Annotated in this window: 22 protein-coding genes and 1 pseudogene; 20 read left to right on the top strand and 3 right to left on the bottom strand. The window is 67.4% G+C overall.

Features of this window, described 5'->3' with window-relative positions:
* Positions 1-55 precede the first annotated feature (55 nt).
* From AB4Y94_RS06720 to AB4Y94_RS06650, 15 genes and pseudogenes are all read left to right on the top strand, one after another.
* Positions 56-1486: a CCA tRNA nucleotidyltransferase gene (locus AB4Y94_RS06720; RefSeq protein WP_441726488.1), complete on the top strand. Its 1431-nt coding sequence runs from the start codon at positions 56-58 to the stop codon at positions 1484-1486.
* On the top strand, positions 1476-2372 hold the full coding sequence (locus tag AB4Y94_RS06715; protein ID WP_441726485.1) for a carbohydrate ABC transporter permease: 897 nt from the start codon (positions 1476-1478) through the stop codon (positions 2370-2372). The genes AB4Y94_RS06720 and AB4Y94_RS06715 overlap by 11 nt, the downstream gene beginning before the upstream one ends.
* Positions 2359-3180 carry a carbohydrate ABC transporter permease gene (locus AB4Y94_RS06710; RefSeq protein WP_441726482.1) on the top strand — a complete coding sequence of 274 codons (822 nt, stop codon included), beginning with the start codon at positions 2359-2361 and terminating at the stop codon, positions 3178-3180. The genes AB4Y94_RS06715 and AB4Y94_RS06710 overlap by 14 nt, the downstream gene beginning before the upstream one ends.
* Positions 3181-3247: 67 nt before the next feature.
* On the top strand, positions 3248-4579 hold the full coding sequence (locus AB4Y94_RS06705) for an ABC transporter substrate-binding protein (RefSeq protein WP_441726479.1): 1332 nt from the start codon (positions 3248-3250) through the stop codon (positions 4577-4579).
* A gap of 135 nt (positions 4580-4714) precedes the next feature.
* Positions 4715-5062, top strand: a pseudogene (rpsF, locus tag AB4Y94_RS06700) (30S ribosomal protein S6); the annotation flags it as partial.
* 186 nt (positions 5063-5248) lie between these two features.
* Positions 5249-5755 carry a single-stranded DNA-binding protein gene (locus tag AB4Y94_RS06695; RefSeq protein ID WP_441726476.1) on the top strand — a complete coding sequence of 169 codons (507 nt, stop codon included), beginning with the start codon at positions 5249-5251 and terminating at the stop codon, positions 5753-5755.
* Positions 5756-5806: 51 nt separating this feature from the next.
* The gene (gene rpsR / locus AB4Y94_RS06690) at positions 5807-6070 is read left to right on the top strand and encodes a 30S ribosomal protein S18 (protein ID WP_123044549.1); all 264 of its coding nucleotides are present in this window, start codon (positions 5807-5809) and stop codon (positions 6068-6070) included.
* 11 nt (positions 6071-6081) lie between these two features.
* Positions 6082-6531 (top strand): 50S ribosomal protein L9, encoded by a 450-nt coding sequence (rplI, locus tag AB4Y94_RS06685; protein ID WP_441726472.1) that lies wholly within the window; start codon positions 6082-6084, stop codon positions 6529-6531.
* A gap of 456 nt (positions 6532-6987) precedes the next feature.
* Positions 6988-8376 carry a replicative DNA helicase gene (gene dnaB, locus AB4Y94_RS06680; RefSeq protein WP_441726470.1) on the top strand — a complete coding sequence of 463 codons (1389 nt, stop codon included), beginning with the start codon at positions 6988-6990 and terminating at the stop codon, positions 8374-8376.
* A 135-nt stretch (positions 8377-8511) separates the two neighbouring features.
* Positions 8512-9657 (top strand): Re/Si-specific NAD(P)(+) transhydrogenase subunit alpha, encoded by a 1146-nt coding sequence (locus AB4Y94_RS06675; protein ID WP_441726467.1) that lies wholly within the window; start codon positions 8512-8514, stop codon positions 9655-9657.
* Positions 9657-9962, top strand: a complete 306-nt coding sequence (locus AB4Y94_RS06670; RefSeq protein WP_441726690.1) for an NAD(P) transhydrogenase subunit alpha — start codon at positions 9657-9659, stop codon at positions 9960-9962. Before AB4Y94_RS06675 ends, AB4Y94_RS06670 begins: the two co-directional genes overlap by 1 nt.
* The gene (locus tag AB4Y94_RS06665; protein ID WP_441726464.1) at positions 9959-11332 is read left to right on the top strand and encodes an NAD(P)(+) transhydrogenase (Re/Si-specific) subunit beta; all 1374 of its coding nucleotides are present in this window, start codon (positions 9959-9961) and stop codon (positions 11330-11332) included. The genes AB4Y94_RS06670 and AB4Y94_RS06665 overlap by 4 nt, the downstream gene beginning before the upstream one ends.
* A gap of 77 nt (positions 11333-11409) precedes the next feature.
* The gene (locus AB4Y94_RS06660; RefSeq protein ID WP_441726462.1) at positions 11410-12009 is read left to right on the top strand and encodes a DUF308 domain-containing protein; all 600 of its coding nucleotides are present in this window, start codon (positions 11410-11412) and stop codon (positions 12007-12009) included.
* Positions 12006-12275, top strand: coding sequence for a hypothetical protein (locus AB4Y94_RS06655; RefSeq protein WP_441726459.1), 270 nt, complete (start codon positions 12006-12008; stop codon positions 12273-12275). Before AB4Y94_RS06660 ends, AB4Y94_RS06655 begins: the two co-directional genes overlap by 4 nt.
* A gap of 28 nt (positions 12276-12303) precedes the next feature.
* Positions 12304-13032 (top strand): DUF72 domain-containing protein, encoded by a 729-nt coding sequence (locus AB4Y94_RS06650; RefSeq protein ID WP_441726457.1) that lies wholly within the window; start codon positions 12304-12306, stop codon positions 13030-13032.
* Positions 13033-13082: 50 nt separating this feature from the next.
* On the opposite strand, the gene purB is transcribed toward AB4Y94_RS06650, so the two are convergent.
* Complete coding sequence (gene purB / locus AB4Y94_RS06645; RefSeq protein ID WP_441726454.1) at positions 13083-14465, bottom strand: adenylosuccinate lyase; 1383 nt, start codon at positions 14463-14465, stop codon at positions 13083-13085.
* Complete coding sequence (locus tag AB4Y94_RS06640; RefSeq protein WP_441726451.1) at positions 14462-14989, bottom strand: low molecular weight protein-tyrosine-phosphatase; 528 nt, start codon at positions 14987-14989, stop codon at positions 14462-14464. Before AB4Y94_RS06640 ends, purB begins: the two co-directional genes overlap by 4 nt.
* Before the next feature lie 165 nt (positions 14990-15154).
* Here AB4Y94_RS06640 and AB4Y94_RS06635 point away from each other — a divergent pair, with 165 nt between their 5' ends.
* Together AB4Y94_RS06635 and AB4Y94_RS06630 are read left to right on the top strand one after the other, a co-directional pair.
* Positions 15155-15493, top strand: coding sequence for a hypothetical protein (locus AB4Y94_RS06635; protein ID WP_441726448.1), 339 nt, complete (start codon positions 15155-15157; stop codon positions 15491-15493).
* 39 nt (positions 15494-15532) lie between these two features.
* Positions 15533-17056, top strand: coding sequence for a hypothetical protein (locus tag AB4Y94_RS06630; protein ID WP_441726445.1), 1524 nt, complete (start codon positions 15533-15535; stop codon positions 17054-17056).
* Positions 17057-17066: 10 nt separating this feature from the next.
* On the opposite strand, the gene AB4Y94_RS06625 is transcribed toward AB4Y94_RS06630, so the two are convergent.
* Positions 17067-17462 carry a phage holin family protein gene (locus AB4Y94_RS06625; protein WP_441726442.1) on the bottom strand — a complete coding sequence of 132 codons (396 nt, stop codon included), beginning with the start codon at positions 17460-17462 and terminating at the stop codon, positions 17067-17069.
* Positions 17463-17668: 206 nt separating this feature from the next.
* Between AB4Y94_RS06625 and AB4Y94_RS06620 the strand changes: the two genes are divergently transcribed.
* The 3 genes from AB4Y94_RS06620 to AB4Y94_RS06610 all read left to right on the top strand — a co-directional run bounded on the left by AB4Y94_RS06620 (position 17669) and on the right by AB4Y94_RS06610 (position 20953).
* Positions 17669-18775, top strand: a complete 1107-nt coding sequence (locus AB4Y94_RS06620) for a histidinol-phosphate transaminase (RefSeq protein WP_441726439.1) — start codon at positions 17669-17671, stop codon at positions 18773-18775.
* Positions 18776-18836: 61 nt separating this feature from the next.
* Complete coding sequence (locus AB4Y94_RS06615; RefSeq protein ID WP_441726687.1) at positions 18837-19937, top strand: thiamine pyrophosphate-dependent dehydrogenase E1 component subunit alpha; 1101 nt, start codon at positions 18837-18839, stop codon at positions 19935-19937.
* Positions 19934-20953: an alpha-ketoacid dehydrogenase subunit beta gene (locus AB4Y94_RS06610; RefSeq protein WP_441726436.1), complete on the top strand. Its 1020-nt coding sequence runs from the start codon at positions 19934-19936 to the stop codon at positions 20951-20953. Before AB4Y94_RS06615 ends, AB4Y94_RS06610 begins: the two co-directional genes overlap by 4 nt.
* The last annotated feature ends 12 nt before the right edge of the window (positions 20954-20965 follow it).

Raw genomic sequence — 20965 nt, 5'->3', positions numbered from 1 at the left:
CGCCCGGTGCATGGAGGCGCGCCGCCCGCTGCAGGCGAGCAACTAACATGGGGGCATGCAGAGCGTCGCTTCAGCCCTCGCGCGGCTGGGCGAACTGGCTGCGTCTCCCGCGGTGTCCCGACTGGCGAATGCCTTCGCCGCCGCGGGGCATGAACTCGCCCTCGTCGGCGGACCGGTTCGCGACGCGTTCCTCGGCCGGGTGACCAACGACCTCGACTTCACAACGGATGCCACACCGGACCAGGTTCTCCGCATCGTCAAGCCGATCGCAGAATCACACTGGGACATCGGCCGGGCCTACGGCACCATCGGCGCGATGGTGGCGGGCGAACAGGTGGAGATCACCACCTACCGGGCCGACAGCTATGACGGCGCAACCCGGAAGCCCGATGTCGTCTTCGGCAGCAGCCTGGAAGACGACCTGTTGCGTCGCGACTTCACCGTCAATGCGCTCGCGTTGACGCTGCCACAGATGAAGCTGGTCGACCCGTCCGGCGGTGTTGACGACCTTCTCGCCAAGACGTTGCGCACACCGGCCAGCCCGGAGATCTCCTTCGGCGACGACCCGCTGCGGATGATGCGGGCGGCACGTTTCACGGCCTCGCTGGGTTTCACTCTCGACCACGACACCCTGACCGCCATGGAGACGATGTCGGAGAGCATCCGCAACATCTCGGCGGAGCGGGTCTGTGAGGAACTGTCCAAACTCCTGGGCTCCGACACTCCACGGCGCGGCCTCGAGCTCCTGGTGGAATCCGGCCTCGCCCAGATCGTGCTCCCGGAGCTGCCGGCGCTGCGCCTGGAAGTCGACGAACACCACCACCACAAAGACGTCTACCAGCACACCCTCACCGTTGTCGACCAGGCGATCGACTACGAGAAGTCGCGCGGCGTGCTGTCCAGCCCCGACCTGATCGTGCGGCTGGCCGCCCTGTTGCACGACATCGGCAAGCCGGCCACCCGCAAGCTCGAGCCGGGCGGCGTGGTCAGTTTTTACCACCACGACGTCGTCGGGTCGAAACTCGCCAAGAAGCGGCTGCGGGCGCTGCGTTTCGACAACGACACCATCAACGCGGTCTCGCAGCTGATCGAACTGCATCTGCGGTTCTTCGGTTACACCGAGGGCGCATGGACGGATTCTGCGGTGCGGCGCTACGTACGTGATGCCGGCGACCAGCTGGAGCGCCTGCACATCCTCACGCGTGCCGACGTCACCACCCGCAACCGTCGCAAGGCTGACCGGCTCGGATTCGCCTACGACGACCTCGAGCAGCGCATCCGCACCCTGGCCGAGCAGGAGGAGATGGCGATGGTCCGCCCCGACCTCGACGGTGAGCAGATCATGGTCATCCTCGGGCTGAAGCCCTCCCGCGAGGTGGGCGAGGCATACCGGTTCCTGCTGGAGCAACGGCTCGACGACGGTCCCCTCGGTGAAGAAGAGGCGACACGTCGCCTGCGGGAGTGGTGGGCGGGGCGTGGTCTCTAACGGCGGCATTCGTCGACACAGCCTTCGTCGGCACCGTGCCGTCACGGGTTACACCCTGCTCGCTCCGAGCCTCTTCGGGGTGGCCTGCTTCCTGCTGTTGCCTGTTCTGGTCGTGGTCTGGCTCAGCTTCCAGAGCTGGGACCTGATCGGCCCGATCAGCTTCGCCGGCCTGGACAACTACCGGTCGGTTCTGGCCGACGGCGTGTTCGGCAACTCCCTGCTCGTCACCCTGGTCTTCGTGCTGCTGGTGGTGCCGATCCAGACCGTGCTGGGCCTGGCCGCTGCCACGTTTCTCACCCGAGGGCTGCCCGGGTCCGCCTGGTTCCGCACCATCTATGTGCTCCCGTGGATCTGCGCCCCACTCGCGCTCGGCGTGGTGTGGAAGTGGATCCTGGCGCCGACGGACGGCGCTCTGAACACGCTTCTCGGCGTGCGGATCGAATGGCTGAGCGACCCGGGGCTTGCCCTGCCCTCCGTGGCAGCAGTGGTGATCTGGACCAACGTCGGCTACGTCACGCTTTTCTTCCTCGCCGGCCTCTTGAATATCCCCGAACACATACTCGAGGCCGCGCGCATCGATGGCGCCGGACCGGTCGCCCTGTTCTGGCAGATCAAGTTGCCGCTGCTGCGCCCGACGATGTTCTTCGTGCTGGTGACGACCGTGGTCTCGGCGTTCCAGACCTTCGACCAGGTGTACGCACTGACCCAGGGCGGACCGGCCCGCACCACCGACGTCGTCGCGGCCCGCATCTACTACGAGGCGTTCGAGGCTTTCGACCTGGGGCGGGCATCCGTGATGGCAGTGATCCTGCTGCTGATCCTGGTCACCATCACCCTGGCGCAGCAGCTGTATTTCAGGCGGAGGGTCACCTATGAGATGGACTAAGACCGCCGGAATCTACCTGCTGCTGGTGATCGGGGTCTCGATCACGCTCGGGCCGTTCCTCCTGAGCTTCGGAACCGCGCTGAAAACCCGCTCCCAATTCGCGGGTGAATCGCTGCTGGCCTGGCCTGCACCGTTCACCCTCGACAACTTCGCCCAGGTGCTCACCGGCAGCGCGGAGTTCGGCCGCGCCGTTGTGGTCACGCTGTTGGCGGCGGCGCTGATCCTGATCGGACAATTGATCAGTTCGGTGTTGGCGGCGTACGCCTTCGCGCGGGTCGATTTCCCGGGGCGGCAGGTGTTGTTCTGGGTCTACCTGTCGACTCTGATGATCCCGCCGGTGGTGCTGGTGGTCCCGCTCTACCTGATGATGACCGAGGTGGGTCTCCGCAACACCTTCTGGGGGCTGGTGCTGCCCTTCGCTTTCGCGTCGCCGTATGCGGTGTTCCTGTTGCGCGAATATTTCCGCGGGATTCCGCAGGAACTCATCGACGCGGCCCGGCTCGACGGGGCGAACACGCTCGACGTGCTGGTGGAGATCGTGCTGCCGTTGTCCCGACCGATCATCGCGACACTCACCGTGATCACCGTCGTGAGCCACTGGAACTCCTTCATGTGGCCGCTGGTCGTGACCACCGGCAGCCAGTGGCGCGTCGTCACCGTGGCGACCGCGTCGCTCCAGAGCCAGTTCAACGGCAACTGGACGCTCGTGATGGCCGCGACCACGCTGGCGCTGGTGCCCCTCCTGGTGCTGTTCCTGGTCTTCCAACGGCACGTCGTGCGGTCGATCACCCTCACGGGACTTAAGTAGAGTGATTTCACCCCCGCACGTTCCCGGTACGCAGCGCGCGCGCCCGGAGTCGCCAGAAAGAAGCCCCATGGCCAAGCGTTCAACCGTCATCGCCGCCAGCACGGCCGCTGCGATCCTCGTCATCGCCGGGGTCGCCACGGCGCTCGGGGTCGGAGGCCAGGGATCGACCGATCGCACCACCGTCTCGGTGCGGATCTGGGACGACCAGGTCGCCAAGGCGTACGCGGCGTCGTTCGACGAATTCGAGCAGCACAACCCAGACATCGACGTCAAGCTGACGGTGGTCCCGTGGGCCGACTATTGGGGAAAACTGCGAACGGATGTCGCCGGCAAGAGCGTCGACGACGTCTTCTGGGTGGATGGCGGCAATTACCCCGCCTACGCGGACGCCGGCGCCCTGCTCGACGTCAGCACCGTGTTCGGGACGGATGCCGACCAGGCCTGGGCCCCCGCCGTTGTCGACCAGTACACCCGCAACGGGGTGCTCTGGGGTGTGCCACAGCTGGCCGACCCCGGAATCGCGGTGTACTACAACACCGAACTGCTCAGGTCCGCGGGGATCACCCCGGCGGACCTGGCGGATCTCCGCTGGGACCCGACCGGTTCGAAAGACACCCTGCTGCCGATCCTCCAGCGGCTCACCCTCGATTCGGCCGGGCACTCCGCCGCCGACCCCGACTTCGACCCCGGCACGGTGGTGCAATACGGCTACAACGCCGGGTACGACATCCAGGCGATCCTGCTGAACTACCTGCCATCCAACGGGGCACGGTTCCAGGATGGCGACACGTACGCCTTCGCGTCGCCGGAAGGCATGGCGGCCATCCAGTATGTGGTCGACCTGGTCAACAGGTTCCACGTGTCACCCTCCGCCGCCGACACGAACACCAACGGTGACTTCAGCCGTGACCAGTTCCTGCAGGGCAAGATGGCGCTGTTCCAAAGCGGTGTCTACAACCTGGCGAATGTGAGCGACTCCGCCGCGTTCGACTGGGGCGTCGCCCGGTTGCCGGCCGGCCCCGCCGGCGCGATCAGCGGGGTGGACGGGATCGTCGCCGCCGGCAGCACGTCCTCCGAACACCCGAAGGAGACCGCCAGGGTCTTGAAGTGGCTCGGCAGTGAAGCGGGCTCGCGTTACATCGGGGCGAATGGATCGGCTTCGCCGGCCGTGATCGCCGCCCAGAAGGACTACTCGGCGTTCTGGGCGGCGAAGAACGTCGACATCAGTCCGTTCTACGACGTCCTGGCCAACGGGACCGCGCCGGCACCCCGGGGCGCGGGGTGGCCCGCCGCCGACACCGCCATGCAGCCGATCCTGCAGGAGGTGTTCCTGGGCCGCACGCCGGTCAACGAAGGAGTGCGCGCCGCGCAGGACGCGGCCAACGCCGCCGCGAAGTAGCGCCCCGGTCCCGCATCGGGTAGTCTGTGAAGGTTGCCTGCGTGCCGGACTCCCGGCCTCCGCCTTCAACACATGCACAACCCTCCTGCTGCAGAAATTCTGTAGCCGTATTAGTCCGAAGGAGGTGGGTTAGTCATGCATCAGTACGAGTTGATGGTTATCCTCGATCCCGAGATCGATGAGCGCACCGTAGCTCCCAGCCTTGACAAGTTCCTCAACGTTGTTCGCAACGATGGTGGAACGATCGACAAGGTTGACGTTTGGGGTCGCCGCCGTCTCGCCTACGAGATCAACAAGAAGTCAGAGGGCATCTACGCCGTCGTCGACTTCACCGCGAACGCCGACGCGACGGCCGAGCTCGACCGCCAGCTGAAGCTGTCGGAAGCCGTCATGCGCACCAAGGTTCTCCGCGCAGAAGAGGCCATTGCACAGGTAGTCGAAGCCAAGAAGCTCGCCGAGGAGAAGGCCGCCCGCAAGGCAGCCAACCCCAAGGCTTCCGCTCCGGCCAAGGCTGACGTGAAGCCGGACACCAAGGTTGCCGCTCCGGCCGCCAAGGTTGCCGCCGCCAAGCCTGCCGCAGCTGCCGCCCCCGCCGCGAGCGATGCTGAGGCACCCGCCGACGCACCGGTCGATGCTTCCGCCGCCGACAAGGTAAGCGACAAGTAGCCCATGGCCGGCGAGACCGTAATCACCGTGGTGGGCAACCTGACCAGCGACCCGGAACTGCGTTACACGCAGAACGGCCTGGCGGTTGCCAACTTCACCATCGCATCCACCCCGCGCACGCTCGATCGCGCGTCGAACGAGTGGAAAGATGGCGAGGCACTGTTCCTGCGCGCGAGCGTTTGGCGTGAATTCGCCGAGCACGTTGCCGGTTCACTGACCAAGGGTTCCCGTGTCATCGCTACCGGGCGTCTCAAGCAGCGTTCGTACGAGACGAAGGAAGGTGAAAAGCGCACCAGCATCGAGCTCGAGATTGACGAGATCGGTCCTTCGCTGCGCTACGCCACCGCTTCCGTCACGCGCGCGCAGTCGTCTGGACCGCGGGACGGCGCTCGCGCCGTCAGCGGAAACGACGAGCCCTGGGCTCCCAGCGCCCCCGCTTCTCCGGCACCGGCCGGCGGCGGAGACGTCTGGAACAACCCGGGCAGCTTCAACGACGAGACACCCTTCTAAGCCTCGCCTTCACGGCAACGGCTGAACACACTTAAGAAAGCAAAGGAAATCATGGCTGGAAAGAGCAGCGGCGACCGCCGCAAGCCACTCCGCGGAGCCAAGGGTGGCAAGAACGCCGCCCCCGCGAAGTCGATCCGGGTCGGTGTCATCGATTACAAGGATGTCGCCACCCTCCGCAAGTTCGTCTCGGAGCGTGGAAAGATCCGCGCCCGTCGCATCACCGGCGTCTCCGTCCAGGAGCAGCGCCTCATCGCCCGTGCCGTCAAGAACGCCCGCGAAATGGCCTTGCTGCCCTACGCTGGCTCAGGCCGGTAAGGAGCCCCCACATGTCGAAAGTTATTCTGACGCACGAGGTCTCCGGCCTCGGCACCCCCGGTGACGTCGTCGACGTCAAGAACGGCTACGCCCGTAACTACCTCGTTCCCCAGGGCTTTGCCGTGGGCTGGACGCGCGGTGGCGAAAAGCAGATCGAACAGATCAAGGCCGCTCGGGTTGCCCGCGAGCACGCCACTCTCGAAGAGGCGCAGGCTCTCAAGGCCGCCATCGAGAACACCAAGGTCAAGCTGGTCGTCAAGGCCGGCGCCGGCGGACGCCTCTTCGGTTCCGTCAAGACAGCGGATGTCGCCGACGCGGTGGCCGCTGCAGGCCTCGGCGCGATCGACAAGCGCAAGATCGAGCTGAGCCCGATCAAGCTGACCGGCGAGCACCAGGCGACTGTTCGCCTGCGTGACGAACTGAGCGCCACGATCACCCTCCAGGTGGTTGCCGCCAAGTAAGGCGACAGCTACCGGTGTAGCGGCTGGTTCCGAAAGGAGCCCGCCGCTACACCCCGTTAAGGGCTAGTCAGGCCGTTTTCCCCACATCTTTGTGCACAGGTGTCGCTCATCGGCGACAAGGTTCAAGGTGCACTTGAAGCTACTTTCTACACACAGCTGTGGAAAGATAAAAAAGCTGGTCAGTTGCCATTTATGTGGTTAGATTGTTTCGTTGTCCACAGCTGAGTGCACAGCTTGTGCACACGCGCCACGGCGTTTCACCCCTTTTCCCCACAGCGTTATCCACAGGGTCGTTTGGCTGGCTCCGCCCCGATCCCTAGTGTGGGCAGGCGCCGACTACTCACGCTGTCGATGGACGTTGTGTTGATACAACGCTGTGTCGATGAGCGCGCCGGGACGTCCACTGTCGGTGGGTCCTGTTACACCTGAAGAATGCATTAGAAGAAAGGCGCGCTCGTGTCAATCGCTCATCTGGGTCTGGCCGAACAGCGCACGGGCGAATACCGCGGCGCCGAGTCGAGGCAGACCGAACGCACTCCCCCGCACGACCTCCTCGCCGAGCAGAGCGCGCTCGGCGGCATGATGCTCAGCAAAGACGCGGTTGCCGACGTCGTCGAAACGGTGCGTGGCACCGACTTCTACATTCCCAAGCACGAGATCATCTACGACGCCATCCTGTCGCTGTACTCGCACGGTGAACCAACCGACGTCATCGCCGTCACCGACGAACTGACCAAGATCGGCGAACTCTCCCGCGCGGGCGGCGCCGAGTACCTGCACACGCTCACCAGCCTGGTGCCCACTGCCGCGAACGCCGGCTTCTACTCCAGCATCGTTGCTGAACGGGCGCTGCTGCGCCGGCTGGTGGAAGCCGGCACCCGTATCGTGCAGATGGGGTACGCCGGCGAGGGCGAAGTCCTCGACCTGGTCAACAATGCCCAGGCCGAGATCTACTCGGTCACGGGAAGCACCGAGACCGAAGACTACGTTCCCCTCACCGAGGCCGTCACAACAGCGATCGACGAAATCGAGGCGGCCAAGGGCAAGGACGGCCAGATGACCGGCGTCCCGACCGGGTTCGCCGACCTCGACGAACTCACGAACGGTTTCCACGGTGGGCAGCTCATCATTGTCGCGGCCCGCCCCGCACTCGGTAAGTCAACCCTGGCGCTCGACTTCGCCCGCGCCGCGTCGATCAAGAACGACATGCCCAGCATCTTCTTCTCCCTGGAAATGGGGCGAAGCGAAATCGCGATGCGGCTGCTCGCCGCAGAGGCGTCCGTTCCCCTGCAGAGCATGCGCAAGGGAACCGTCGACTCCCGCGATTGGACGACCATTGCCGCCACCCGCGGGCGCATCAACGACGCGCCGCTCTACATCGACGACAGCCCCAATATGACACTCGTGGAGATCCGCGCGAAGTGCCGCAGACTCAAGCAACGCGTGGGGCTCAAGATGGTCATCATCGACTACCTGCAGCTGATGACCTCCGGCAAGCGCGTCGAGTCCCGTCAGCAGGAGGTGAGCGAGTTCTCCCGGGCGCTCAAGCTCCTTGCCAAAGAACTCCAGGTGCCGGTGATCGCCCTCTCCCAGCTCAACCGTGGCCCGGAGCAGCGCGCCGACAAGATGCCCGCCATCTCCGACCTCCGCGAGTCCGGTTCACTCGAGCAGGACGCCGACATGGTCATCCTCCTGCACCGCGAGAGCGCGTATGAGAAGGACAACCCGCGCGCCGGTGAGGCCGACCTGATCGTGGCCAAGCACCGCAACGGCCCCACCCGCACCGTGACGGTTGCGTTCCACGGCCACTACTCGCGGTTCGCCGACATGGTCGCCGGCGCCTAAGCCGGCCGGCCCTGCAGCGGTGGGTGGGCGCACATTCCGGTCCGCTGCCGCTACGCTACGAATACATTGTGCGGTGCCGCACCAGCGCCAGGGAACGGACGCGCCGGCGGCCGACCGCCATAGCGGGAGGTGCGCGTGAAGGTGGGCGTGGCGCGAGAGCGCATCGACGGTGAGCGCCGTGTCGCCGCGACACCAGAGACCGTTGGCCAGCTCGAAGCCCTGGGCCTCGACGTTGTGATCGAGTCGGGGGCGGGCGTCGCAGCGGGCAACGCCGATGCCGCATACAGGGAGGCCGGTGCCGTCGTCGTACCCCGGCTGGAGCTCGGCGATCTCGACGTTCTCCTGCATGTGCGACCGTTGTCACCGGACCAGGTGTCACACCTGAACCGGGGGGCGGTCACCGTCGGGTTCGGCTCTCCGGCCACGGAACTCGCGACCGTCACCGCGCTGGCGGAGGCCGGCATCACGTCGTTCGCCCTGGAACTCGTGCCCCGCATCTCCCGGGCCCAGTCGATGGATGCCCTCACCTCGCAGGCACTGGTCGCCGGCTACCGCTCGGTGCTCGAGGCGGCGACCCGCTTCCCCCGGTTCCTTCCCCTCTACATGACAGCGGCGGGCACCATACCGCCGGCCCGGGTGCTGGTGCTCGGCGCCGGCGTCGCCGGATTGCAGGCCATCGGCACCGCCAAGCGGCTGGGTGCGCGGGTCTCGGCGAATGACGTGCGCCCGGCCTCCGCCGACGAGGTGACCTCGATGGGCGGCACGTTCATCAACCTGGACCTGGAGGCGGCAGAGGGCGCCGGCGGTTATGCCAGGGAGCTCGGTGAGGACCGTGCGGCCCGCCAGCGCCAGCTGCTCACCCCGCACGTCGCCGCGGCCGACATCCTGATCACCACCGCAGCCATTCCCGGCCGGCGGGCCCCGCTCCTGGTCACCACGGACATGGTCGCCCGGATGAGGGCGGGGTCGGTCGTGGTCGACTTGGCCGCCGAGTCGGGCGGCAATATCGAGGGCGTCATCGCCGGGTCGGACCTGGCCATCCCGACGCACGCCGGGGACGGAACGGTGACCCTGGTCGGGATGAAGGATGCGGCATCCGCTCTGCCCACGGACGCCTCCCGCTTGTACGCGAAGAATGTTGCCAACCTGCTGGCATTGATGGTAACCGACGGGCAGGTGTCGCCTGACTTCTCCGACGACGTCATCGCCGGAGCCTGCCTGACCCATGATGGCCAGGTGCGGCACGCGCCGACCGCGGACGCTCTGAAGGGACAACGATGATGGACCCGGTCACGCTCCTCACGATCGTCGTGCTGGCTGTGTTCGTGGGGTTCGAGGTGGTGTCGAAGGTCACCAGCATCCTGCACACACCCCTGATGTCCGGTGCCAACGCCATCCATGGGATCGTGCTGATCGGCGCGATCATCGTAACCGGGCAGGCCGAGGACCCCGGGGTGCTCGCCGTCGGGCTGACAGCGGTCGTGCTCGCCACCGCGAACCTGGTCGGCGGGTTCGTCGTGACCGACCGGATGCTGCACATGTTCCGGACCCGGAAGCCCGCGGCTGACAAGGACACGGCGAAGTGAGGCTGCTCTCGCCGGAGTGGACCGCGCTGGCCTACCTGGTCGCGGCCGTCTGCTTCATCCTGGCGTTGAAGGGCCTCAGCTCACCCAGGACTGCGCGGCGCGGCAACGTGATCGGGGCGGCCGGCGCCGGTTTCGCCGTCGTCACGGTGTTCCTCTCGGTGCGGCTCGAGAACGTGCCGGCGATCCTGGCCGCCATTGTCGTGGGCGCCGGTATCGCCGCTCCGATTGCCCGGCGGGTGAAGATGACGCAGATGCCGCAACTGGTGGCGCTGTTCAACGGCGTCGGCGGTGGTGCGGCCGCCCTCGTCGCGGTGCTCGAACTCGGCCACACGCCCGACCCGTGGCTGCGGGTGGCCGTGGTGTTCACCATGCTGGTCGGCGCGGTGTCCTTCGCCGGGTCGGCAGTGACGGTGGGGAAACTGCAGGAACTGATCAGCACCCGGCCGCTGCTGTTCCCCGGCATGCGCTGGGTGATGGTGCTGGTGCTGGTCGCCGCGCTGGTCGCCGCCGGGATCGTCATCGCCACCGGGTCCGGCGGGTGGGCGATCGCGCTGCTGCTGATCAGCCTCGCCGCGGGACTGCTCCTGGTGCTTCCGGTCGGCGGCGCCGACGTACCGATCGTCATCTCGCTGCTGAACGCGTTCACGGGGCTCGCTGTCGCGGCCTCCGGGATCGTACTCGGCAACGTGCTGCTGGTGGTGGCGGGAACCCTGGTCGGGGCCAGCGGAACCATCCTGACCCGGGCCATGGCGTCGGCGATGGGCCGGGGAGTCAGCGGCATCCTGTTCGGCGCGTTCCGGGGTGGGTCGACGGCCGGCTCCACCACGATGAGTGACCGACCGGTGCGTTCCTCGACGGCGGAGGATGTGGCGGTGCTGCTCGGCTTTGCTGAGCGGGTGGTGATCGTGCCCGGCTACGGCCTCGCCGTTGCCCAGGGGCAGCATGCCATCGCCGAGCTGGCGACTGCGCTGGAGGCGCGTGGTGTGAGCGTCGACTTCGCCATCCATCCGGTCGCCGGTCGCATGCCTGGCCACATGAACGTGCTGCTGGCCGAGGCGAACGTGCCGTACGAATCGCTCAAGGAGATGGCCGAGATCAACCCTGAGTTCAAGAACACGGATGTCGCGCTCGTGGTTGGAGCGAACGACGTCGTCAACCCCGCGGCCAAGTCCTCCCCGGGGTCACCCATCTTTGGGATGCCCATCCTGGAGGTCGGTGACGCCGGCCAGGTGGTCTTTCTGAAGCGCTCGATGCGGCCCGGGTTCGCGGGGATCGAGAACGAACTCCTCTACGATCCGAAGACGACACTCCTGTTCGGCGACGCCAAGGCCTCCCTGACCGCTGTGCTCTCGGCGGTGAAGGCGCTCTGAGCCCACTACCGGCGGCCGCGTTGTCTACGCGACGTAGACTGGACCGGTACCCAGCCCGCAATGAAAGAGGTCGCCGCGTGGCGAACGTCCCCACCGCATCCGCTCTCGGCTCCCGATACTGGTCCGTGCCGATCCTGCGCGCCGTCCTGGCCCTGATCCCGGCGGTTGTCATCACGTTCACGCCTGATCACTCCGCGGAATTCGGTCTCCTCGCATTCGGCACATTCGCCGTGCTCAGCGGGCTCGCCGTCGGCGTCCTCGGTTGGCGCACCATCACGGACGGCGTGTTCCGCACCCTGTTCCTGCTGCAGGGCATCGTCGGCGTCGTTCTGGGCGCAGTTGCGCTCGGCTTCCACAGTGGTGGACTCGGCTTGTTCCTGTACCTGGTCAGCGTCTGGGGTGCGATCACCGGATTCCTGGAACTGTACAGCGGCATCCGCCTGCGCGCCCGGAACGCGGCGGCGGCCCGCGACTGGCTGGTCGTCGGCGGCGCCACTGCGGTGCTCGCGCTGGCGTTCCTGCTGCTTCCGCCGCACGCTGTCGTCTCGGTCGGTCTGTTCGGGGCCTACCTGGTCATGCTCGGCGTGTTCCTGGTGATCGCAGGGCTCTCCCTCAAATGGTCGACCGTGCCCGCGCGACAGGTCGCCCCCGCTGTCAACGATTCGGACATCTCGTGACCCTGAACCCCCGTCCTGGCAACCCGTCGCACCAGCCCAGCCGCGCCGACCGCCTGAAGCCCGCCGAGTACATCGGTCTCTCCGGCGGCATGGGGCTGTTCGTCGGGCTCACGATCCTGCTCACCACCCGCGAACTGGTGCTCTCCCTCGTCGGCTTCGGCGTGGTCTTCATCATCGCGCTCGTGGTCATCGCCATGTTCGCACTCGGAACCAAGCCCAACGCCGCCGAGGAGTCTGACCTCGACGAGCAGAATCACGGGTCGTAGGCAACCGCGCCAGTCGGCGGAAAACGTCATGAGCGTGCAGATCGGCACGTCGGGCTGGAGCTACGACCACTGGGAGAACGTGCTGTACCCCTCGGCGCTGCCGCCACGGGACCGGCTGCGATACTACGTCGGTAGTTTCGGAACAGTGGAGTTGAATGCCAGCTTCTATCGCTGGCCGAGGGCAGTTTCCTTCGCGAGTTGGCGCCGCCGCCTCCCGGAGGGATTCCTGTTGTCGGTGAAGGCGCCGCGCGGGCTGACCCACGGGAAGAGGCTGTACTCGCCTGAGGTATGGATCGACCGCATCGCGAGCTGCTGGCACGAGCTCCGTGACCGGAGGGCCGTGCTGCTGGTGCAACTCCCCCCGTCGATGGAACGGGATGACGCCCGCCTGGGCTACTTCCTGGATCGTCTGCCCGAATGGATCCGGGTCGCGGTGGAATTTCGTCACGACAGCTGGCACACCGAGGAGGTGTTCGCACTGCTCGAGCGCCACGGGGCCGCGTACTGCATCACCAGCGGTGCGCGCCTGCCCTGCATCCTGCGCGCGACGGCACCGTTCGTGTACATCCGGATGCACGGCCCCGATCACGACTATCTCTACGGCGGGTCATACTCCGATGCCGAACTGGGCTGGTGGGCCGGGAGAATCCGCGAGTGGCAGGACGCCGGCACCGAGGTCTTCGTCTATTTCAACAACGACGGCGACGGCAATGCCGTGCGCAACGCGTTCACCCTCCGCGGCATGGTCGACGGATGACAGCTCAGGCCGCTCCGCCACTGGAGCGGATGGTGCGGTCCTGCCGCAGGTCAGGTCAGGTAGTCGACCAGCTGATCGGCCAGGCCGACGTAGGAGGCCGGCGTCAGTTCGAGCAGGCGCGCCTTCGCGGCCTCGCCGATCTCCAGCCGTGACACGAACGCCACCAGGTCGTCGCGGTTGATTCGCTTGCCGCGGGTGAGTTCCTTGAGCAGCGCGTACGGATCCTCGATGCTCGAGCGCCCCGCCGTGACCTCGGCCCGGATCACGGTCTGGATGGCTTCGCCGAGGATCTCCCAGTTGGCGTCCAGGTCACTGGCCAGGAGGGCGCGGTCGAGGTCGATCTCGCCGAGCCCGCGCAGGATGTTGTCGAGGGCGAGCAGGGAGTGGCCGAAACCGACACCGATGTTGCGCTGCGTGGTGGAGTCGGTGAGGTCCCGCTGCAAGCGTGAGGTAACCAGGGTGGCGGCGAGCGAATCGAGGATGGCGCTGGAGATCTCGAGGTTGGCCTCGGCGTTCTCGAACCTGATCGGGTTGATCTTGTGCGGCATCGTGGAAGATCCGGTGGCGCCGGCCTGCGGGATCTGACGGAAGTAGCCCATCGAGATGTAGGTCCAGACGTCGGTGGAGAAGTTGTGTAGCACCCGGTTCGCGTGCGCGACCTTGGCGTACAGCTCGGCCTGCCAGTCGTGGGACTCGATCTGGGTGGTGAGCGGGTTCCAGTCCAGGCCGAGACCGCGCACGAATTCGCTCGTGACGGCGGGCCAGTCGACGGAGGGGTCGGCGCTGACGTGGGCGGCGAAGGTGCCGGTGGCGCCGCTGAACTTTCCGAGGTAGTCGTTCCCTTCCACCTGGGTCGCGATGCGCTCAAGCCGGTGCACGAACACGGCGAGCTCCTTGCCCATGGTCGTCGGGGTCGCCGGCTGCCCGTGCGTGCGGGCCAGCATCGCATCCGCTCGGTATTCGATCGCCTGGGTGCGGATGGCAGTGATGACGGCACGGAACTTCGGCAGCCACACCTCCCGCACGGCCTGGCTCACGGTGAGGGCGTAGGAGAGGTTGTTGATGTCCTCGCTGGTGGCTGCGAAATGCGTGAGCTCGCTGATCCCGGTGAGGCCCAGGTCGGCGAGCCGCCCACGGACGAGGTATTCGACGGCCTTGACATCGTGCCGGGTGGTGGCCTCGAGCGTGGCCAGTTCGTCGATCTCGGCCTGGCCGAAGTTCGTGACCAGGGCGCGCAGGTCGGCCTTCTGTTGCGGCTGCAGCGGGGAGGAGCCGAACAGGCCACGCTCGGTGAGAGTGATCAGCCACTCGACTTCGACGTGCACCCTGGCGCGGTTGAGTCCTGCCTCAGACAGGTATTCACCCAATTCGGTGACGGCGGCCTTGTAGCGGCCGTCGAGCGGGCTGAGGACCTGTGGGGGTAATGGACTCATCGGACTCCCTGTCTGATTGCGGGCGCGAGCTGCTTGAAGAGCGCATGGTTCGCCCTCTCAATCATGCCTAAAACCGAGTCAAACAGCGCATCATCGGAGTAGTACGGGTCTGGCACATCGTTCAACGGTGCCTGCTCGGCGTCGAAACTGAGCAGCAGCCGCACCTTGGTGCGGTCGTGTTCGCTGGCGGCCCAGTTGCGAAGGATGCGCTCCTGGGACCGGTCGAGCACCACGACCAGGTCGAGTTCGGCGAACCACGCCGGGTCGAACTGGCGGGCGCGATGGTGGCTGCCGTCGTAGCCGCGTTTGGCGAGGGCGGTGATGGTGCGACTGTCGGCCTGTTCGCCGACGTGCCAGTCCCCGGTGCCGGCGGAGCTGGTCGTGATCAGTCGGGCGAGGCCGGCGCGGGTGACCAGGTCGCGCAGCATGACCTCGGCCATCGGCGACCGGCAGATGTTGCCGGTGCAGACGAAAATGATCCGAAATGGCGTCGACTCATCGGGACTGAGCGCCGCAAAAGTCATTACTCCATTGTGGAGTACATCCCACTCCTCCACACCCGCCGATTTGCTGCGACTGTCCACCGATTCGTGCGTCAGCCGGTTGGGCGGCACCACGGGGTGCGATTCTGGTGCCCGGGACCCGTTCAACGGGTTCCGACAGGGGACTGGAATGCGGAGGAGGTACCGGTGCTGGAGGATCCCGACGGCGCCGCCCACGAATTCTTCGTCCGCTCACTCGGCGGGACGGATGCGGCGGTGCAGGGCATCGGTGCCGGTGAGCGATCGGAGCGACTGGCTGCGTTGCGCCGGCAACGAATGCTGCTCGCCGGCCTTCGCGAGGAGGCCGAATCCGCCCTGGTCGGCTTTCCGGCTGACCACGACTCCGAATGGGTCTCGGATGCCCAGCGGGTGTATGCCGCCCGCCGGTCTGAGCTGCGGCACGAATTGGTGCTGGCCGTCCGTGCGCTGGAGGCGGCGGTGGCGGGGGTGGCCGCGGCGATTGCAGAGCTGTCGGCCGCCGGCTGAGCGGATCGTGAGTGGATCGTGAGTGCCGATGGAAGCGGCGTGACCGGGCGTGCGGGTTCATCGGGTGATCCGCCGCCCGGACCGCTGATCGTCTCGGGCGGGGGCGGCGCCCTGGTGGCTACCGACCACCTGCTCGCCCAGGCCGCCATGTTGCGGCTGCTGCACCGGGAGGCGACGGGGTGGCAGGAGCGGCTGCTGCGCATCCGCTCGCTGGAGTTCGAGGCGGTGCCGACCTGGGCCGGCGGTCGTGCCGCAGGGATCTACGGCGCAGCGCAGGCAGTGGATGCGGTCGAAGCGGACAGCAGGGAGCTCGCGGACTCACTCACGTCGGCGGCGGAGGACTACGGCCGGGCGGAGCGGCTGGCCGAGATGCTCGCCCGCTATTCGGGAGCCGGCGCGGCATACCTGCTCGGCCGGATACTGCCCCTGCTGGCGGCTGTGGCCATCCCAACGCTCGCCGGCGGCGCGCTCGCCTGGCTGCTCGGCAGTGCGCTCACGGGAACCGACCCGGCCGAGGCGCCGGCCCGGCTGGCCGAGTTGCTGCGGCGGAACCCCCGGCTCCTCACCAACCCGGTCCTGGTGCGAATGGTCCGGGTGATGGCCTCCTCGATCGACGATGCGGCAGCCGGTGCCGCCGGTGTGCCGCTTCCGGTGTCCTTCCCGCTCGGAGACGAGGGACTCGGGGTCCTCGGTGTCGGCACGTCGGCGGCCGGGGCGCTCGCGATGGCACGCCCGTTCGGGTTGTTGAGGGAGACCGCCGTCACGGCAAAGCGCAGTGGCGCCCCCGGAACTCCGACCATGGCCGGGCCGCCCGCCGGTCTGGCGGACCTGGCCGTCCGCATCCCGCCGGCGTCGAGGGCCAGCCCGCAGGTGCGGATCGAGCGATACGGGTCCGCGGCCAGTCCCGCGTGGGTGGTGTACGTCGGCGGAACGGTGGAGTGGGACCCCCGGGCGTCCACGGAGCCGTGGGACCTGGGTTCCAACCTGGCGGCCATCGCCGACGCCACGAGCGGTGGGCATCCGCGGGCGGATGAAAGTGCGGATGCCGGTGCGGACGGGCGTGCGGGTTCGTACCGCGCGGTGGTGCAGGCGATGCGGGAGGCCGGGGTGGGTCCCGCGGATCCGGTGGTGCAGGTGGGACACTCCCAAGGCGGGTTGGTTGCAGCGGAGGTGGCGACATCCGCTGGATTCAACACCGTGGCAGTGGCAACGTTCGGTGCGCCCAACGGGCAGGTGCCGGTTCCCGCTGCCGTGCCCATGATCCGCGTCGAGCACACCGACGACCTGGTGCCCGCGCTCGGCGGCGCCGCCCGGGACGCCACGGCTGCCGGTTCGAAGCACCTGCTGGTGCGCCGCGAGGTCTTCGCCGGCCGGGAAGTACCCGTCGCGCCGGATGTGCCCGCGCACTCCCTGTCGAACTACCGGGAAACCGGCCGCCTGATCGACGGGTCAGCGGAGCCACGCCTGGTCGAATTCAGGGCCCGCCTCGACGCGCTGCTCGGGAGCGAACCCGGTGAGGTGACGATGTGGCGGGCGGTCCGCGTCGCCCCCGGGGCTGGATGACGGATCCGGCTCAGCTGCGCTTGGGGGTGACCGGTCGCACGATCAAGCCCAGCAGCCAGCTGATGATCGCCAGCACGATCGCGCCGAGCACGCCCCACCAGAAACCGTCGACGACGAGCCCGAAGCCGATCAGGCCAGAGATCCATGCCACCAGCAGCAGGAGCAGGCCGTTGACGATCAGTGCGATGAGGCCGAGGGTGATGATGTAGAGCGGAAAGGCGATGACGCGCACGAATCCGCCGACGATCGCGTTGACCAGGCCGAAGATGAACGCCACCAGCAGGAAGGTGAGGATGATTGCGCCGCTGTCTGGGGCATACGGAACCACGTGGACGCCGGACACGATGAGCGTGGTGAGCCACAGTGCGACGGCATTGACGACGAGCTTGATCAGGAATCTGGCCATTCCTCCACTATGGCAGCGCTCGCGACCGCTTGCACCAACCCGCCCCCGGATTCCTTCGCGCTGACCAATCCTCCACGCGCGGGTGGCAGGCCCGCCGCGCGTGGCGGAAACCGCAGCGCGAAGGGACCCGGCCAGCGCGGAATGGCCTCGCGAGCGGCTCCGGGAACATGCGCGATACCGAATATGCCCCGGCGTAGACTCGCCGGGTGAGCCATTCTGACCTGCCATCAGTCCGCCTGCGCCCCGAAATCGTTGCCCTCCCGCCGTACCAGCAGGGCAAGCCGGCCGCCCCCGACGCATTCAAGCTCTCCAGCAACGAAAATCCGTTCGCCCCGCTCCCTGGTGTGATCGACGCGGTCAACGCGCAGTCCGCGTTCAACCGGTACCCCGACGCATCCGCTCTGGCCGTTCGGGAGAAGCTCGCCGCCAAGTACGGGGTCAGCGCCGACGGAGTGCATGTCGGGTCGGGCTCGGTCGCGCTCCTGTCGCAGCTGATCCTGGCGGCAGCCGGTCCCGGCGACGAGATCATCTACTCCTGGCGCTCGTTCGAGGCGTACCCCGGGCTCGTCACGGTGTCGGGCGCGACCAGCGTCCAGGTCCCCAACCGCGCCGACCACGGCCACGACCTGCCGGAGATGGCCGCCGCGATCACGCCGCGCACCCGCCTGGTCATCGTCTGCAGCCCGAACAACCCGACCAGCACCATCGTGACCGCCGACGAATTCGACGCCTTCATGGCCGTGGTCCCCGCCGACCTTCTGGTCGTGCTCGACGAGGCATACATCGAGTTCGTCACCGACCCGCACGCGGTCACCGGCACCCGCCTGCTGAGCCGCTACCCGAACCTGGTGGTGCTGCGCACCTTCTCCAAGGCCTACGGCCTGGCCGGCCTCCGGGTCGGCTACGCCCTCGGTCCGGTCGCTATCCTGAACGCCGCGCGGTCCACCGCGATCCCCCTCTCCGTCACCGCTCAGGCCAGCGCGGCAGCGATCGCCTCGCTCGACGCCGAAGCCGACCTCCTCGAGCGAGTGCGGGTGATCGCCGAGCGACGCGATGGGATGTGGCAGGCCCTCACCGACCAGGGCTGGTCGATCCCAGCCCCGCAGGGCAACTTCATCTGGCTGCCCACCGGCGAGCAGACATCGGATGTCGCCGCGCGGCTCCTCGAGGCGGGCCTGGTCGTACGCCCATTCCAACCAGACGGGATCCGACTCTCGGTCGGGGAAGAGGAAGCAGTGGACACACTCCTACGAATTTCGGCCGAGATTGTTCAGGCTCTCCCCTCGGCGCACCCGGCCCGGCGGCTAGGTTAGTACGGTGGCAGCCACCCGAAACGAGCCCGTCCGCGCGGCAGCGCCCGACGGCACCGGTCCCATGGTCCAGTTGCTCTCCCCCGCCGGCGCCCTGGTCCACAGCGCCGGCACCGACGAATACCTGCCGTTCCTCGAACGCCTGACCGAGGACGACCACCGCCGCTTCTACCGCGACATGGTGATGGTGCGCCGGTTCGACACCGAAGCGGCCAACCTGCAGCGGCAGGGGCAGCTCGCGCTCTGGGTGCCGAGCCACGGCCAGGAGGCAGCGCAGGTTGGCTCCGCGCGCGCCACCCGAGTGCAGGACCACGTCTTCCCCTCGTACCGGGAACACGTCGTCGGCATGATCCGGGGAATCGACGTGGTCGACATCCTGCGCATGCTACGCGGCCTGACCCTGGGCGGCTGGGTCCCGGAGGAGCACGGCAACTTCCACCTCTACACGCTGGTGCTCGCGGCGCAGACCCTGCACGCCACCGGTTACGCGATGGGCATGCAGCTCGACGGCTCCACGGCGACCGGCAACCCCGAGACGGACCAGGCGGTGATCGTCTACTACGGAGACGGCGCCTCCTCAGAGGGCGAGGCCAATGAGGCCCTGGTCTATGCCTCCAGCTACCAGACCCCGCAGGTCTTCTTCCTGCAGAACAACCACTGGGCGATCTCGGTCCCGGTCACCCGCCAGTCCCGGACCCCGCTGTACCTGCGCGCCGGCGGCTTCGGCATCCCCGGCACGCAGATCGACGGCAACGACGTGCTCGCGAGCTACGCCGTGACGGCCAAGTCGCTCGATGAGGCACGGGCCGGGAAGGGGCCGGCGCTGATCGAAGCCCTCACCTACCGGATCGGCGCCCACACCACCGCCGACGACCCCACCAAGTACCGCACCCCAGAGGAGCTGGCCTCCTGGGTCGCCCGCGACCCGATCGTGCGCTTCCGCAGCTACCTGCAGGGGCTCGGGGTCGAGCAGGAGTTCCTCGACGCCATCGACGAGGAGGCCGGCGACTTCGCCGCCGACGTGCGTGCGCGCACCCTCGAGCTCCAGGGCCCGGAGAAGGACGTGATCTTCGACCATGTGTATGCCGAACCGCATCCGCTGATGGTCGAGCAGAAGGTCTGGCTCGACCGCTACGAGGCCTCATTCGAGGGGGACGGCTCATGACCGACACGAACCTCTCCGTCGCACCGGCATCCGTCGCCGAATCGGCGACCCTGCCGCTGGCCAAGGCGCTGAACGGGGCCTTGCGAAAAGCCATGCAGGATGACCAGAAGGTGATCCTGATGGGCGAGGACATCGGGCCGCTCGGCGGGGTGTTCCGGGTCACCGAAGGGCTGCACGCCGAATTCGGACCGCAGCGAGTGCTCGACACGCCGCTGGCCGAGGCCGGCATCGTCGGCACCGCGATCGGCCTGGCCATGCGGGGCTACCGCCCGGTCTGCGAGATCCAGTTCGACGGCTTCGTGTTCCCCGGATTCAACCAGATCACCACCCAGCTGGCCCGGATGCGCAACCGGCACGAGGGCGCCCTGACCATGCCGATCGTCATCCGCATTCCCTACGGCGGTCACATCGGCTCGATCGAGCATCACCAGGAAAGCCCGGAGGCCTACTTCGCACACACGCCGGGGCTCCGCGTGGTCAGCCCGTCGAACGCGCACGACGGGTACTGGATGCTGCAAGAGGCGATCGCCTCTGATGACCCGGTGATCTTCTTCGAGCCGAAGAGCCGTTACTGGCCGAAGGGCGAGGTGCAGTTCGCCGAAAGCGGCACCCCGTTGCACGCCAGCCGCGTGGTCCGTCGCGGAACGGACGTCACCGTCGTCGGCCACGGGGCGATGGTGAGCGTGCTGCTCCAGGCCGCCGAGATCGCCGCCCCCGAGGGCATCAGCATCGAGGTCGTCGACCTCCGGTCGATCTCCCCGATCGACTATGGGCCGATCCTCGCCTCGGTCGAGAACACCGGCCGGCTGGTCGTCGCCCAGGAGGCCTCCGGCTTCGTCAGCGTCGGCTCCGAGATTGCCGCGACGGTGGCCGAGCGGGCGTTCTACTCGCTGCAGTCGCCGGTGATCCGGGTGTCGGGATTCGACACGCCCTTCCCGCCGGCCGCTGTGGAGACCCACTTCCTGCCGAGTCCCGACCGGGTACTCGAAGCCGTCGACCGCGCGCTGGCCTATTGACCATCAACCATC

This window comes from Glaciibacter sp. 2TAF33, assembly GCF_052114945.1.
In the GTDB taxonomy this organism is placed as follows: Bacteria; Actinomycetota; Actinomycetes; order Actinomycetales; family Microbacteriaceae; genus Cryobacterium.
Note: the sequence above shows the minus strand (reverse complement) of the source record. Positions and strands in the feature narration are given on the sequence as shown.

Coding starts and splice junctions, on each gene's coding strand:
- AB4Y94_RS06720 (WP_441726488.1), top strand. CDS start 56: ATGCAGAGCGTCGCTTCAGCCCTCGCGCGGCTGGGCGAACTGGCTGCG.
- AB4Y94_RS06710 (WP_441726482.1), top strand. CDS start 2,359: ATGAGATGGACTAAGACCGCCGGAATCTACCTGCTGCTGGTGATCGGG.
- AB4Y94_RS06705 (WP_441726479.1), top strand. CDS start 3,248: ATGGCCAAGCGTTCAACCGTCATCGCCGCCAGCACGGCCGCTGCGATC.
- AB4Y94_RS06695 (WP_441726476.1), top strand. CDS start 5,249: ATGGCCGGCGAGACCGTAATCACCGTGGTGGGCAACCTGACCAGCGAC.
- rpsR (WP_123044549.1), top strand. CDS start 5,807: ATGGCTGGAAAGAGCAGCGGCGACCGCCGCAAGCCACTCCGCGGAGCC.
- rplI (WP_441726472.1), top strand. CDS start 6,082: ATGTCGAAAGTTATTCTGACGCACGAGGTCTCCGGCCTCGGCACCCCC.
- AB4Y94_RS06670 (WP_441726690.1), top strand. CDS start 9,657: ATGGACCCGGTCACGCTCCTCACGATCGTCGTGCTGGCTGTGTTCGTG.
- AB4Y94_RS06650 (WP_441726457.1), top strand. CDS start 12,304: ATGAGCGTGCAGATCGGCACGTCGGGCTGGAGCTACGACCACTGGGAG.
- purB (WP_441726454.1), bottom strand. CDS start 14,465: ATGAGTCCATTACCCCCACAGGTCCTCAGCCCGCTCGACGGCCGCTAC.
- AB4Y94_RS06640 (WP_441726451.1), bottom strand. CDS start 14,989: ATGACTTTTGCGGCGCTCAGTCCCGATGAGTCGACGCCATTTCGGATC.
- AB4Y94_RS06625 (WP_441726442.1), bottom strand. CDS start 17,462: ATGGCCAGATTCCTGATCAAGCTCGTCGTCAATGCCGTCGCACTGTGG.
- AB4Y94_RS06615 (WP_441726687.1), top strand. CDS start 18,837: ATGGTCCAGTTGCTCTCCCCCGCCGGCGCCCTGGTCCACAGCGCCGGC.
- AB4Y94_RS06610 (WP_441726436.1), top strand. CDS start 19,934: ATGACCGACACGAACCTCTCCGTCGCACCGGCATCCGTCGCCGAATCG.